Annotated in this window: 13 protein-coding genes; 9 read left to right on the top strand and 4 right to left on the bottom strand. The window is 69.9% G+C overall.

The window, feature by feature from the left end:
• The first annotated feature begins 93 nt into the window (after positions 1-93).
• Genes pdhA through ITJ43_RS02570 form a run of 3 tightly spaced genes read left to right on the top strand, consistent with a single transcriptional unit; the run spans position 94 to position 3,640 of the window.
• On the top strand, positions 94-1,218 hold the full coding sequence (gene pdhA, locus ITJ43_RS02580; RefSeq protein WP_228495283.1) for a pyruvate dehydrogenase (acetyl-transferring) E1 component subunit alpha: 1,125 nt from the start codon (positions 94-96) through the stop codon (positions 1,216-1,218).
• Positions 1,215-2,225 carry an alpha-ketoacid dehydrogenase subunit beta gene (locus tag ITJ43_RS02575; RefSeq protein ID WP_194581846.1) on the top strand — a complete coding sequence of 337 codons (1,011 nt, stop codon included), beginning with the start codon at positions 1,215-1,217 and terminating at the stop codon, positions 2,223-2,225. The genes pdhA and ITJ43_RS02575 overlap by 4 nt, the downstream gene beginning before the upstream one ends.
• Positions 2,222-3,640, top strand: a complete 1,419-nt coding sequence (locus tag ITJ43_RS02570; protein WP_194581845.1) for a dihydrolipoamide acetyltransferase family protein — start codon at positions 2,222-2,224, stop codon at positions 3,638-3,640. Before ITJ43_RS02575 ends, ITJ43_RS02570 begins: the two co-directional genes overlap by 4 nt.
• A gap of 14 nt (positions 3,641-3,654) precedes the next feature.
• Here the strand turns inward: ITJ43_RS02570 and ITJ43_RS02565 are convergent, their stop codons facing one another.
• On the bottom strand, positions 3,655-4,278 hold the full coding sequence (locus tag ITJ43_RS02565) for a TetR/AcrR family transcriptional regulator (protein WP_194581844.1): 624 nt from the start codon (positions 4,276-4,278) through the stop codon (positions 3,655-3,657).
• A gap of 117 nt (positions 4,279-4,395) precedes the next feature.
• Here ITJ43_RS02565 and ITJ43_RS02560 point away from each other — a divergent pair, with 117 nt between their 5' ends.
• Complete coding sequence (locus ITJ43_RS02560) at positions 4,396-5,583, top strand: acyl-CoA dehydrogenase family protein (protein ID WP_194581843.1); 1,188 nt, start codon at positions 4,396-4,398, stop codon at positions 5,581-5,583.
• Positions 5,584-5,592: 9 nt separating this feature from the next.
• On the top strand, positions 5,593-6,405 hold the full coding sequence (locus tag ITJ43_RS02555; RefSeq protein ID WP_194581842.1) for an HpcH/HpaI aldolase/citrate lyase family protein: 813 nt from the start codon (positions 5,593-5,595) through the stop codon (positions 6,403-6,405).
• Between the two features lie 48 nt (positions 6,406-6,453).
• Here the strand turns inward: ITJ43_RS02555 and ITJ43_RS02550 are convergent, their stop codons facing one another.
• Positions 6,454-7,062: a histidine phosphatase family protein gene (locus ITJ43_RS02550; protein WP_194581840.1), complete on the bottom strand. Its 609-nt coding sequence runs from the start codon at positions 7,060-7,062 to the stop codon at positions 6,454-6,456.
• 30 nt (positions 7,063-7,092) lie between these two features.
• A complete protein-coding gene (locus ITJ43_RS02545; RefSeq protein WP_194581838.1) occupies positions 7,093-7,968 on the bottom strand; it encodes a Sir2 family NAD-dependent protein deacetylase in 876 nt (291 codons plus the stop codon).
• A 109-nt stretch (positions 7,969-8,077) separates the two neighbouring features.
• Between ITJ43_RS02545 and ITJ43_RS02540 the strand changes: the two genes are divergently transcribed.
• Positions 8,078-8,884, top strand: coding sequence for a TrmH family RNA methyltransferase (locus tag ITJ43_RS02540; RefSeq protein WP_194581836.1), 807 nt, complete (start codon positions 8,078-8,080; stop codon positions 8,882-8,884).
• Between the two features lie 10 nt (positions 8,885-8,894).
• Here the strand turns inward: ITJ43_RS02540 and ITJ43_RS02535 are convergent, their stop codons facing one another.
• Positions 8,895-9,764: an SGNH/GDSL hydrolase family protein gene (locus ITJ43_RS02535; RefSeq protein ID WP_194581834.1), complete on the bottom strand. Its 870-nt coding sequence runs from the start codon at positions 9,762-9,764 to the stop codon at positions 8,895-8,897.
• A 95-nt stretch (positions 9,765-9,859) separates the two neighbouring features.
• Between ITJ43_RS02535 and ITJ43_RS02530 the strand changes: the two genes are divergently transcribed.
• From ITJ43_RS02530 to ITJ43_RS02520, 3 genes are read left to right on the top strand one after another with little or no spacing between them, the layout of a single operon-like run.
• Positions 9,860-11,701 (top strand): DEAD/DEAH box helicase, encoded by a 1,842-nt coding sequence (locus ITJ43_RS02530; protein ID WP_194581831.1) that lies wholly within the window; start codon positions 9,860-9,862, stop codon positions 11,699-11,701.
• A 34-nt stretch (positions 11,702-11,735) separates the two neighbouring features.
• Positions 11,736-12,272 carry a hypothetical protein gene (locus ITJ43_RS02525; RefSeq protein ID WP_194581829.1) on the top strand — a complete coding sequence of 179 codons (537 nt, stop codon included), beginning with the start codon at positions 11,736-11,738 and terminating at the stop codon, positions 12,270-12,272.
• Entirely contained in the window at positions 12,269-13,357 is a 1,089-nt protein-coding gene (locus tag ITJ43_RS02520; protein WP_194581827.1) for a VIT1/CCC1 transporter family protein, read from the top strand. The genes ITJ43_RS02525 and ITJ43_RS02520 overlap by 4 nt, the downstream gene beginning before the upstream one ends.
• The last annotated feature ends 51 nt before the right edge of the window (positions 13,358-13,408 follow it).

Raw genomic sequence — 13,408 nt, 5'->3', positions numbered from 1 at the left:
CCGACGTACTCTTCCAGGCAACCGGCGACGAGGCCGGCCCGGCGGCGGCAGCACCCCACGAGGATGCAGCCCGGCCAGAGAGGGATGACGACGATGTACACCCTGACCACAGACGAAGCGATGACTGCGCTCGACGACACCGCGCAGCTGCTCACCCCCGACGGGCACCGGATCAGCGATCCGCGCCTGGACCCGTGGGTGGAGGATCTGGACGCGCCGGCGCTGCGCGCCCTCTACCGCGATATGGCGATCGTCCGGCGGATGGATGCCGAGGGCGTCGCGCTTCAGCGCCAGGGCCACGTCGGTCTCTGGGCGCCGGCACAAGGGCAGGAGGCCGTGCAGGTCGGGACGGCACGAGCGTGCCGCACGGACGACTTTCTCTTTCCCAGCTACCGCGAGGTGGGCGTGACGATCGTGCGAGGCGGGGCTCCGGCCGATCTGGTGCTCGCGTGGCGCGGCGAAATGCACTCGACGTATGATCCGTACGCGCTCAATCTCGCGAGCCCGCAGATCATCATCGGCGCGCAGACCCTGCACGCGGTCGGCTACGCCATGGGGGTGCAGCGCGATGGCGGAGACCAGGTCGCGGTCGCCTACTTCGGCGACGGCGCGACCAGCCAGGGCGATGTCAACGAGGCCATGGTCTTCGCCTCGTCCTTCGGCGCCCCGGTCGTCTTCGTCTGTTCGAACAATCACTGGGCGATTTCCGAGCCCGTCACCGTGCAGTCGCGATTTCCGATCGCCGGTCGCGCGCCGGGGTTCGGCATCCCGAGCATGCGCGTCGACGGCAACGACGTCGTCGCCTGCACGGCCGCCATGCGCTGGGCCCTCGAACACGCGCGGAGCGGACAGGGCCCCGTCTTCCTCGAGGCGGTGACCTACCGCATGGGACCGCACACCACATCGGACGACCCCACGCGTTACCGTGGCCCCGGCGAGGTGGAGGCATGGCGGACGCGCGACCCGCTCACGCGGCTCGAGGCTTTCCTGCGCAACAGCGGTGACATCGACGACGACGTTCTGGCCGAGATTTCCCGCGAGGCCGACCAGCTGACGGCGGCGATGCGTGAGGCCGTGCTGACGGCGGTGACTCGGCCGGCGATCGAGGTCCTAGACGGTGTGTATGCCGAACCGCACAGCGGAATCGACCGCCAGCGGGCACGCTTCTCGGCGTACCTGGACGCTTTTGCCGACGACGGTGCGGCGGTGACGCGATGACGCAACTGACGATGGGTAAGGCGCTCACCGCGGGCCTGCGGCACGCGATGGCCGACGACGATCGCGTTCTGGTGATGGGGGAGGATATCGGGCGGCTGGGCGGCGTGTTCCGGATCACCGACGGTCTGCTCGACGAGTTCGGGCCCAAACGCGTCGTCGACACTCCTCTGGCCGAGTCTGGCATCGTCGGCACCGCGGTGGGTCTGGCGATGCGCGGGTTCCGGCCCGTGGTCGAGATCCAGTTCGACGGCTTCGTCTACCCGGCCTTCGACCAGATCGTCTGTCAGGTGGCGAAGCTGCATTACCGCACTCAGGGTCGTGTCACGGTGCCCCTCACGATCCGGATCCCGTGGGCCGGCGGCGTCGGCGCCGCGGAGCATCATTCGGAGTCGCCGGAGGCGTACTTCGTCCACACCGCCGGGCTCCGTGTCGTCGCGGTCTCGAACCCGCAAGACGCGTACACGGTACTGCAGCAGGCCATCGCCTGCGACGATCCGGTGGTCTTCTTCGAGCCCAAACGGCTGTATCACACGAAGGGCGAGGTCGACCTCGACGCCGACATCGCCGATGCGGCACCGATGGGCTTGGCGCGGGTCGTCCGGCCGGGCACCGACGCCACGATCGTGACCTACGGTGCCCAGGTGACGACGGCGCTGGATGCCGCACAGGCAGCCGAAGACGAGGGCATCTCTCTCGAAGTCATCGATCTGCGCTCGCTCTCTCCGGTCGACTACCGCACGGTATCGGCGTCGGTTCGCAAGACCGGACGCCTCGTCGTGACGCACGAGGCCGGCGGAGAGGCCGGCGTCGCCGCGGAGATCATCGCCAGCGTGACCGAGCAGTGTTTCCACTACCTCGAGGCGGCCCCCGCGAGGGTCACGGGTCTCGACATCCCGTATCCGCCGGCCAAGCTCGAGAAGCACCACATTCCCGACCTCGATCGGGTGCTCGATGCCGTCGACCGAGTGCTCGACCGACCCAACAGCCTGACGGGAGTCGAGCTGTGATCGCCGAATTCCGTCTGCCCGACCTCGGCGAGGGGCTTCCCGAGGCGGAGATCGTGCAGTGGCTCGTCGCGCAGGGCGAGGAGGTCACTCTCAACCAGCCGATCGCCGAGGTGGAGACGGCCAAAGCCATCGTCGAGCTGCCCTCGCCGTTTGCGGGCATCGTGACTACCCTTCACGCCGACGCGGGCGATGTGGTCGAGGTGGGCTCCCCTCTCATCGCCTTCGAAGTCGCCGGAGAGGATGCCGTGAGCACTCCGGCCGAGCCCGACGCCGGCCGCGTGGCTCCGACCGACGCCGCCGCTGATGCGGCTCCCGCCGCGGGAGACGAGGTTGCGGGCGCCGAGGCGACGGTTCCCAACCTCGTGGGGTACGGGGCCGCGCCGCGCGGCGCCGGACGTCCGCAGCGGCGGCCGCGCACCACTCGGGATGTGCCGGCGCCGAGTGCCGCCGGCGGCTCGGTGCTCACCGACGCGCCGCACGACGCGGTCGCGCCGGCGCCGGTAGAGGATGTGCGGCATGAGCGCCCCCGATCGACGCCCCCGGTCCGCGCCTATGCGCGCGAGCGCGGCATCGATCTGGCGCTGGTCGAGGCGTCGGGCGTGTCGAGCATCATCCGTCGCGAGGACGTCGACGAGTACGCCGCGTCGCTCGGCGCGTCGACGCCCGAGCAGACGCCGTCTTCGCCTCGGGGGGTCGCTGCTCGCGGCGCCTTCGAGCGCGAGAGTCGCGTGCCGATCCGCGGCATCCGCAAGCACACGGCGGCGGCGATGGTCCGCAGCGCGTTCACGGCGCCGCACGTGACGACCTTCCTCGAGGTCGATGTGTCGGAGACCACGCGTTTGGTCAGCGGGCTGCGCGCCGACCGACGGCTCGACGGTCACCGCGTCGGAATCATGGCGGTCGCCGCCAAGGCGGTATGCCTCGCCCTGCGGGCCGAGCCGACGCTGAACACGGCGTGGGACGAGGCCGCCGGTGAGATCGTCCAGTACCACTATGTGAACCTCGGGATCGCCGCCGCGACCGAGCGAGGGCTCGTCGTACCCAACGTCGCCGACGCGGACCGGCTGACGCTCGTCGAGTTGGCCGACGCGATCGGTGCATTGGCAGAGACCGCGCGCTCTGGCCGCACCACCCCGGCAGCTCTGTCGGGCGGCACCTTCTCGATCACCAACTTCGGAGTCTTCGGCATCGACGCGGGAACCCCCATCCTCAACCCCGGCGAAGCCGGCATCTTGGGCTTGGGTTCGGTGCGTCGTCGGCCGTGGGAGCACGACGGCCAGATCGTGCTGCGCGACATCATGACGCTCAGCCTGTCGTTCGATCATCGGCTCGTGGACGGCGAGCAGGCGGCGCGTTTCCTCACCGCGGTCGGCGACGTGCTCCGCGAGCCAGGACGCGCGATGCTCCTCCTGTGAACGGTGTGCGTGGATCAGCGCGCCGACAGGGCGGCGTAAGCCATCTCGGACAGCACGCCGCGCAGGAGCTCGTCGGTGTCGGCATCCACGGCGACCTCGCGGAGCGTGCGCACGGCGTAGGGCGTGGAGTTGATCAGTCCGAACCCTGCGTGCGCGCGCACGCGCAGCTCCGTTTCGCTGCGCGCGGGATGGACGGCCCGCAAGACGCCGACCCACAGCTCGACATACTGACGCTGCAGGCGCCGTACCGCGTGACGGTCGGCATCGCTGAGGCTCGTGAGGTCGCGATCGTGCACACGGATGACGGCGGCGCTGTGCACGGCGAATTCGACGTGGAAGTCGACGAGGTCGCGCAACGCTCGGTCGGGCGCCCGACCGGCGGCGGTCACGCGTTGTCCGCCGGCCAGCAGATCCTCGCTGGCACGCAGCAGGATCGCTCCCAGCAGGGCGCGTTTGCTGTCGAAGTGGCGGTAGACGGCCGGCCCAGTGATGCCGACGGCCGTGCCCAGGTCTTCGAGGCTGACGCCGTCGAATCCGTGTTCGGCGAACAGATGCGCGGCCGCCTCCAACAGCGAATCGGCGCGCTGCGCCTTGGCTCGTTCGCGCGTGGTGCGCGATGCCGACGAACGCGTTGTCATTCCAGTTAATCCTCGCTAACCTGGACCGGTGGGTTAGTGCACACTAACCCAGGTGTCCTTCCGCACGCCACGAGATCGCGGGAGGCGTTATGCGACCGCGACATCGAAGGAGATGCCATGGCGATTCTCGATCCGTACGAGTACGGCCTGAGCGACGAAGAGCGTGAGCTGGCCGGCCTGGTACGCGCGTTCGCCGACGAACGCGTGGCACTTCAGGCGTACGAAGCGGACCGGACGAAGACGCTGCCGCTGGACATCGTGGCCGAAATGGGGGAGATGGGCCTGTTCGGTCTTCCCTTCTCCGAAGACGTCGGCGGCCAGGGTGGCGACTATCTCACTCTGGGGCTCGCGATCGAGGCGTTGGCGCGGGTGGATCAATCGATCGCCATCACGCTCGAAGCGGGAGTGAGCCTCGGTGCGATGCCGGTCTATCGCTTCGGCACCGACGCACAGCGCCGTGCCCTGCTCCCGGACCTCCTCAGCGGGCGCGCGCTCGCCGGATTCGGTCTCACCGAGCCCGAGGCGGGCTCCGACGCGGGAGGTACCCGCACCACCGCCCGCCTCGACGCCGGCGAGTGGGTCATCGACGGCGCGAAGCAGTTCATCACGAACTCGGGGACCGCGATCACCCGCTTCGTCACGGTCACGGCCGTGACCGGCACTGTCGGCGATCGTAAGGAGATCTCGACGATCATCGTGCCCTCCGGCACCGCGGGGTTCACGGTGGGTCCGGCATACGACAAGGTCGGTTGGCACGCCTCCGACACCCATCCGCTCAGCTTCGATGGCGCACGGGTGCCGGAGGAGAACCTGCTGGGGGAGCGGGGCCGCGGTTTTGCGAACTTCCTCAGCATCCTCGACGAGGGTCGCATCGCCATCGCGGCGCTGTCGACCGGTGCGGCGGAAGGGTGTCTCGAGGCTGCCCTCGACTACGCCGGCACGCGCATCGTCTTCGGCGAGCGCCTCGGCACGCGTCAGTCGATCCAGTTCAGGCTCGCCCGGATGCAGCAGCGCGTGCATGTGTCGCGACTCGCCTGGATCCACGCCGCGCGCCTGCGTGACACGGGTCGTCCGTTCGCCGCTGCGGCGGCTCTCGCCAAGCTCACGGCGAGCGATGCCGCGATGGACAACGCCCGCGACGCGACCCAGATCTTCGGCGGCAATGGCTTCATGAACGAATATCCGGTCGCGCGACACTATCGGGACTCCAAGATCCTGGAGATCGGGGAGGGCACGACCGAGGTCCAGCTTCTCGTCATCGCCCGGGCGCTGGGACTCACCGGGCCGGCACCGAGTGGTCGGTAGCCTGAGGTCATGAGCGCTTCCTTCGACCTCGGACCCGCCCTCCTGTTCTGCCCGGCCGATCGCCCCGAACGATTTGGCAAAGCGGCGGAGCGTGCCGATGCCGTCATCCTCGACCTCGAAGATGCCGTCGCTCCCGCCGACAAGATCGCCGCGCGCGGGGCTCTCATCGACTCACACCTCGATCCCGACCGGGTGATCGTGCGGGTCAACCCGCTCGAGTCGGTCGAGATCGGATCCGATCTCGCGACGCTCTCCCAGACCGACTACCGGCGTGTCATGGTCGCAAAAGCCGAGTCGGCGAAGGCGATCAGCCGGATCGACCCGCGGTTCGAGGTTGTCGCGCTCTGCGAGACGGCGCGCGGCGTCGCATCTGCGGAGAAGATCGCGGCGCAGCCCAACGTCATCGCACTGCTGTGGGGCGCCGAAGACCTCGTCGCCTCGATCGGCGGCACATCCAGTCGCACACCGAAGGGCAAGTACCGCGACATCGCCCGGCATGCACGCTCGCGCGTGCTCCTCGCCGCCGGCGCGGCCGGCATCTCCGCGATCGATGCGGTGCACGTGGAGATCGCGGACGAGAAGGGCCTCGCGCGCGAAGCCAGGGATGCCGCGGCCAGCGGCTTCGCCGCCACGGCATGCATCCACCCGGCGCAGGTCGCCATCATCCGTGAGGCTTATCGTCCCGACGCCGCGACGTTCGCGTGGGCGCGCGGGGTGCTGGCGGCCGCGGACGGCGAGCGCGGCGTCTTCCGCCACGGCGGGCGCATGATCGACGAGCCTGTGCTCCGTCACGCGCGCGCCGTGCTCGCGCGTCACGGCTGAGCTGCGGGTGATCGCGGCGGATCACCGCAGCGGGCGGCGCTTGCGTGCTCAGGCGAGCGGCACCGCGGCGTACGAGCGGACGCTCAGGCGGTCGCGCTCCAGCAGAAAGGTGTGGGTCGACGCGTTCGCCAAGCGCTCGCCCTCGTGCGGGAACGCCCCCGAGGAGGCGTGCCGGATCACTTCACGGATGAGCGCGCCGTGTGTGACGACGATGACTGTCGGGCCGGACGGGGCCGTCTCGCGGCGCGCGTCGCGGACGGCCCGCTGCAGTCCGGCGAGCGCCCGCCGACGCACGTCGGGCCAGCTCTCCGCTTCGGGGATGTCGGCATCGGCCCAGCTGCCCCAGCGGCGCCGCATCTCGTCGACGCTCACGCCCTCGGCGATTCCGTACGAGCGCTCCCGCAGTTGGCGATACGTGCGCGGCGGGTCGACTCCGAGGCGTGCCGCGATGATCTGTGCGGTCTCTGCCGCGCGCGACAGATCGCTCGCCGACACGACGAGCCGCCCTGCTCCCGCAAGCTCGCCGCGCAGACGCTCGGCGAGCTCTCTCGCCTGCGCGCGCCCGGTGTCATTGAGGGCGATGTCGGTGGAGCCCTGAATGCGACGCGCCGCATTCCAGTCGGTCTCACCGTGGCGCACGAGGATCAGAGTCGTCACCGTTCGAGCCTAGGTGAGTGCGGCGGGGGCTCAGCGCGCCGCGGGGAGGGCTTCTGCGAAGGCCTGCAGCACTTCGGTCGTTCCGGCGTCGATCTTGACGGTGGCGTGCACGTCCCCGCGCGTCTGCCCACGATTGACGATCACGACGGGCAGCTTTCGTCGACGGGCGCGCTCGAGCAGACGGATTCCGGAATTGACCACGAGCGAGGATCCGGCGACGATCAGTGCCTCGCTGGTCTGGACCAGCTGCTCGGCCTCGGCGAACTTCGTGACCGGGATGTACTCGCCGAAGAACACCACGTCGGGCTTGAGCATGCCGTTGCAGACGCTGCACGCGGGCACGATGAATCCCTCGCTCGAGGCGGGGAGCACATCGCCGTCGGGTCCCAGTTCGACGGCAGCCGGGACGGTGATCCAGGGATTGTCGGCCTCGACGCGGGCGCCGATATCTCGACGGTCGAACACCTGCCCGCAGTGCGTGCAGAGCACCCGTCGCATCGTCCCGTGCAACTCGACGACCCGCAGGCTTCCGGCGCGTACGTGCAGTCCGTCGACGTTCTGCGTGATGACGCCCGTGGCGACTCCCGCAGCCTCCAGCGCGGCGAGGGCGCGATGCCCGCCGTTGGGATGGGCGGCGGCGAAAGCCCGCCAGCCCAGATGGCTGCCTACCCAGTAACGCTGACGCGATGCCGCGCTGGAGAGAAACTGCTGCGCGGTCATCGGGGTGCGCGTCGGTGCCCCCTGCCCACGGTAGTCGGGGATGCCGGAGTCGGTCGAGACGCCGGCACCGGTCAGTACCGCGACGCGGCGGCCGGCGAGTGCCTCGACCGCGCGGGCCACCGCGGCGGCCGTGTCGGGATCGAAGTCGGGGGACACCCCGGATGTGAAATCGAGAACGGTCGACATGGCGCCCTCCCTCCGTCGGTGTCCTTTCGAGCCTACGCGCTTCGCTTTTCGCGGAGGTTACGCGTGGGGGCGGCGTGCGGCATCCGGTGGTGCATGACAGCATGGACGAATGCCTGTCGTGCGCATCGACGACCCCGCGGATGACCGTCTCGCGGACTACCGCGACCTCACGGACGTCGCGCTACGTCGCGTTCTCGAACCCGCAGGCGGCCTGTACATCGCTGAATCGGCCAAGGTCATCTCCCGTGCCCTCGCCGCCGGTCATCGTCCGCGCTCCCTGCTGGTGCAGCGGAAGTGGCTCGCCGACACCGCTCACTTGGCCGCGGACGCACCCGTCTACGTCGTCGACGACGATGTCGCGGAACGTCTCACCGGCTACGCGGTGCATCGCGGGGCACTGGCGGCTATGCATCGGCCGCCTCTCGCGGATGTCGCCGACGTGGTCGCCGGTGCTCGACTCGTGCTGGTGCTCGAAGACATCGTCGACCACACCAACGTCGGAGCGGCCTTCCGGGCAGCAGCGGGCCTCGGCGCCGACGCCGTGCTCGTGACGCCCCGCTGCGCCGACCCGTTGTACCGCCGGAGTGTGCGCGTGAGCATGGGTACGGTGTTCCAGGTGCCGTGGACGCGACTGCCCGAGGAAGCCGACGGCGGGTGGGCCGCCGGTCGCGAACTGCTCCACGGGGCGGGTCTGCATCTCGCGGCTCTGGCGCTCGCCGACGGGGCGGTGGCGCTCGATGAGTTCGCGGCCGCGCGGCCGCCGCAGGTCGCGTTGCTGATGGGCGCGGAGGGCGATGGTCTTTCCCGGCGCGCGCTCGCCGCCGCCGACACGGTCGTCACGATCCCGATGGCGGGTGGCGTCGACTCGCTGAACGTCGCATCCGCCGCCGCGGTCGCCCTCTGGGCGCTGCGTTGATCCGTTCCGGCTAGACGTTCCGACCGGGACCGGCGGAGCGATCGCGCGCCGGGGCTTCGACGGTCACCGGCAGGGGCTCAGGCCGCTTCGCCGTGATGTTGTCTCCGGAGGACTGGTGACGCACACGCCGCAGCACCCACGGCACGAGGTGCGTGCGCGCCCAGACGAGATCGTTCGTGCGCGCTTCGCGCCAGGTGAGGGTGGGGATGGGGTCGGGCTGCATCGGCTGTAGCTCGTTGGGAACGTTCAGCGCGCGCAGCACCATGCGCGCGATCTCGTGGTGTCCGAGAGCGTTGTAGTGCAGGCGATCGTCGTCGAAGAAACGCATGTCCTGCACTTCCTTGAGCGCCCACTGATCCGCGACGATGCAGTCGTACCGGTCGGCGATCGCCCGGATGTTCTCGTTGTAGATCGCCACGCGCCCGCGGATGCCCCGGAAGACGGGGGTGAACTCCGTGTCGACACCCGTGAAGACCACGAGGTTCGCGCCCTGCGAGCTCAGGCGTGCAACCGCGTCTTCGAACTGCTGCGCCACGGCATCCGGGTCGCCGTTGGGACGAAGGACGTCGTTGCCGCCCGCGGAGAAGGTGATGAGGTCGGGCTTCAACGCCAGAGCGGGCTCAACCTGGTCGGCGATGATCTGCGCGATGAGCCTGCCGCGGACAGCGAGGTTGGCGTAGGCGAAATCATCGACCTGCGACGCCAGCACCTCGGCCACGCGGTCGGCCCAGCCGCGGTGGTCGCCGACCGTTCCCGGGATCGGGTCGCCGATGCCTTCGGTGAACGAATCGCCGATGGACACCATCCGGCGCCAGGGGTGAGCGGACTCGTTCGCCACGGAGGGGGAGTGGGGCTCGGCGTCGGGCTCGTTCGTGTGCATGACTCTCCTGACTCGTGGTCTTCTTCGAGGCTACCGGCACCGGACCGACTCTGCCGAGGACCGCAGTGGGGGACGTGTCGCTTAGGGTTTCAGTCGTGGATGGGACGGACGAGCGCGAGCAGGAGCACTTCGGTAGCTTCGCCGCCGAGCACCTCTCACCCGCCTTCCCCCAGCGTGCGCCCTGGGGAACGGCACAGAACCTGCGTGCCTGGCAGGCCGAAGCGCTGGAGACCTACTTCGACTCCGACGGCCCGGACGGGCCCGGCGGCGGCCCGCGCGATTTCCTCGCGGCCGCCACTCCCGGCGCCGGAAAGACCACGTTCGCGCTGCGTCTTGCCAGTGAGTTGCTGCGGCGCGGCATCGTGAACCGGCTGGTCGTGGTCGCGCCGACCGAGCATCTGAAGACCCAGTGGGCGGATGCCGCGGCACGCGTGGGCATCCGCCTCGACCCCCGCTTCAGCAACCGTCACGTCGCGCCCGCTCGGCACTTCCATGGGGTCGCGGTGACCTACGCACAGGTGGCGGTGAAATCGTCGGTGCACCAGCGGTTGACCATGGATGCGCGAACGCTCGTGATCCTCGATGAGGTCCACCACGGCGGCGATGCGCTGAGCTGGGGCGATGCCCTGCGCGATGCGTACGGCCGAGCGACGCGGCGGTTGCTCCTGTCGGGCACGCCGTTTCGCAGTGACACCGCCCCGATCCCGTTCGTCGAATACCACCCGAACGACAAAGGCATCCGTCTCTCTCGCACCGACTACAACTACGGGTACGGGCGAGCGCTCGCCGACGGCGTGGTTCGGCCGGTGCTCTTCCTCGTCTACGCCGGAAAGATGCGCTGGCGCACGAAAGCCGGCGATGAGCTCGAGGCGCACCTCGGGCAGGACAACACGAAGGACGTCACCTCACAGGCCTGGCGGACCGCGCTCGACCCGGAGGGCGACTGGATACCCGCCGTGCTCCGCAGCGCCGACCGGCGGCTTACCGAAGTGCGCCAGGATGTGCCGGATGCCGGTGGTCTCGTGATCGCCACCGATCAGACGGCCGCGCGGGCGTATGCGGCCATCCTGCACTCGATCACCGGCGAGGCGCCCACCGTCGTCCTCTCCGACGACAAGGCGGCCTCGGGACGCATCGAGACCTTCGCCAACGCGACGACGCGGTGGATGGTGGCGGTGCGGATGGTGTCGGAAGGTGTGGACGTACCGCGGCTGTCCGTGGGTGTGTACGCGACGAGCGCGTCGACCCCGTTGTTCTTCGCACAGGCGATCGGACGCTTCGTCCGCGCCCGGCGGCGGGGCGAATCGGCGTCCGTGTTCCTGCCGAATGTCCCCGTGCTCTTGACGCTCGCCGGCGAGATGGAGCGCGAGCGCGACCACGCGCTCGACCGGGAGAGCGGCGACGACGACGGCCTCGAAGACACGCTGCTCGCCGAGGCTGAGCGAGAGGACAAGGCCTCCGACGAGCTCGAGCAGGAGTTCTCGTACCAGGCACTGGGTTCCGTTGCGCACTTCGATCGGGTGCTCTACGACGGCAAGGAGTTCGGTCAGCTCGCTGTTCCCGGCACGCCCGAGGAAGAGGAGTTCCTGGGCTTGCCGGGGCTGCTCGAACCCGAGCATGTGCACGAGCTGCTCATGCAGCGCCAGTCGCGCCAGAGTCGCCATCGCCGCGCCCGCGAGGCCAGCGAAGGCGCCGTCGCCACCGACGCTCCGGATGCCGCCGACACGGGCCTGCCCCCGGCTCTGCACCGCACGCTGCGCGAGCAGCGCCAGTTGCTGAACAGCCTGGTCGGTCTGTACGCGCGCCAGAGCGGCGAGCCGCATGGAGCGGTACACGCCGAGCTTCGCCGCATCTGCGGGGGCCCCGAGGTCGCCCGTGCCACCGTCGCCCAGCTCCAGGCGCGCATCGAGGTGCTGCGCACTCGCGTGCGTTCCTGAGGTCCGTCTTCGCTCGCCGCGTACACTCGCCCGCATGCGCCGCGAGTACGCCTTCACATCGCGCTGGGTCGTCCCGGCGCCGGTGGCGCACTGCTGGGCGCTTCTGGAGGAGAGCCTGCGGACGGGCGAGGTGCCCTGGTGGCCGGCGGTGCGCGTCGTTCCGCTTCCCGTCGCTCCGACCGTCGGGCAGGTCGTGCGTGTGGAGGTTCGTAGTCCGTGGGGGTACCGGCTGCACCTCGCGCTCGCGCTGACCGCGCTCACGGTCCCTCACCTCATCGCCGCTGAGAGCAGCGGTGACCTGGTCGGTCGCGGACGCCTGGCGCTGGAGGAGCGCGGCGCGGCAGCGAGCGCGCTCACCTGGACATGGGAGGTCGCTCTCACCCGGCCCTGGATGCGGATCGCCAGTCCGCTCCTGCGCCCGGCATTCGTGGCCGCCCACGCCCTGGTGATGCGCCGTGGCGAGCGCGGACTGAGAGAGGTGATCGCTGAGCGTTCGGAGCTCCGAAATGCTGACAATCCCGCTGTCCGGCGCAGGCGGCCGCGGTCACGGCGCTACCGTGGGATCCCGTGACCGAGCCCGTCGAACCCACTTCCCGAGACCGCCGTCGCTGGGCGCGTTACCTCGTCGACGAGCGCGCCGAGGCGCAGGTGTACCGCGATCTCGCCGAGCGCCGGGGCGGGGAGGAACGAGAGATCCTGCGCGCGCTGGCTGACGCAGAGGGGCGCCACGAAGCGCACTGGCTCGAGTTGCTCGGTGGCGAGCCCGGCCGCTTGCCTGCCCCCAGCGTCAGCTCGCGCCTGCTCGGATGGATGGCGCGGCGGTTCGGATCGATCTTCGTTCTGGCGCTCGCGCAGAACGAGGAGGGGCGCTCGCCCTACGACAGCGAGCCGTTTGCAACGGCGCGCATGGTCGCTGACGAGAAGATCCACCGCGAGGTGGTGCGCGGACTCGCGGCGCGAGGTCGACGTCGACTGTCGGGCACGTTCCGTGCGGCGGTGTTCGGTGCCAACGACGGACTCGTCTCGAATCTCGCGCTGGTCATGGGTATCGGAGCGACCGGTGTCGGTGCCCAGTTCGTGCTCTTCAGCGGCGTTGCGGGGCTTCTGGCCGGCGCCCTGTCGATGGGAGCCGGGGAGTACGTCTCGGTGCGCTCGCAGCGAGAGCTGCTGGATGCCACCGAGCCGAGCGAGTACGCCGATCATGTGCTGCCCGACCTCGACGTGGACGCCAACGAGCTCGCTCTGCTCTACCGCACCCGCGGGATGGACGAGCGCGAGGCGTTCGAGCGCGCCCGCCACGTCGTCAAGACGGCGCAGGCCGCCGACCGGGTTCTGCCCTACCGTCTGCCGCGGGCGCCCGCAGTCGACCATGAGGTCGTCGGCAGTGCGCTCGGTGCCGCGGCATCCAGTTTCCTCTTCTTCGCCTCGGGGGCGATCATCCCGGTGCTTCCCTGGATCTTCGGCCTGAGCGGACTGCCCGCGGTCGCCGTCGCGCTCGTGCTCGTCGGCACCGCGCTCACCGCGACCGGTGCCATGGTCGGTCTGCTCTCGGGTGCGCCGCCGCTGCGGCGGGGGTTGCGTCAACTCGCCATCGGGTTCGGTGCGGCGGCGGTGACGTACCTGCTCGGCATGCTCTTCGGCGTCTCGGCAGGCTGACCTGGCGCTCGATTCCGCGCCAGGCGCGGAATCTGGTACTGTCGATCTTCG

This window comes from Microbacterium sp. VKM Ac-2870, assembly GCF_015350795.1.
In the GTDB taxonomy this organism is placed as follows: Bacteria; Actinomycetota; Actinomycetes; order Actinomycetales; family Microbacteriaceae; genus Microbacterium.
This window is presented reverse-complemented; position numbering and strand designations above follow the sequence as displayed.

What these genes read in the sequence shown, in the direction of transcription:
- pdhA (WP_228495283.1), top strand. Translation starts at nt 94, where the DNA reads ATGTACACCCTGACCACAGACGAAGCGATGACTGCGCTCGACGACACC.
- ITJ43_RS02575 (WP_194581846.1), top strand. Translation starts at nt 1,215, where the DNA reads ATGACGCAACTGACGATGGGTAAGGCGCTCACCGCGGGCCTGCGGCAC.
- ITJ43_RS02565 (WP_194581844.1), bottom strand. Translation starts at nt 4,278, where the DNA reads ATGACAACGCGTTCGTCGGCATCGCGCACCACGCGCGAACGAGCCAAG.
- ITJ43_RS02560 (WP_194581843.1), top strand. Translation starts at nt 4,396, where the DNA reads ATGGCGATTCTCGATCCGTACGAGTACGGCCTGAGCGACGAAGAGCGT.
- ITJ43_RS02555 (WP_194581842.1), top strand. Translation starts at nt 5,593, where the DNA reads ATGAGCGCTTCCTTCGACCTCGGACCCGCCCTCCTGTTCTGCCCGGCC.
- ITJ43_RS02545 (WP_194581838.1), bottom strand. Translation starts at nt 7,968, where the DNA reads ATGTCGACCGTTCTCGATTTCACATCCGGGGTGTCCCCCGACTTCGAT.
- ITJ43_RS02540 (WP_194581836.1), top strand. Translation starts at nt 8,078, where the DNA reads ATGCCTGTCGTGCGCATCGACGACCCCGCGGATGACCGTCTCGCGGAC.
- ITJ43_RS02535 (WP_194581834.1), bottom strand. Translation starts at nt 9,764, where the DNA reads ATGCACACGAACGAGCCCGACGCCGAGCCCCACTCCCCCTCCGTGGCG.
- ITJ43_RS02525 (WP_194581829.1), top strand. Translation starts at nt 11,736, where the DNA reads ATGCGCCGCGAGTACGCCTTCACATCGCGCTGGGTCGTCCCGGCGCCG.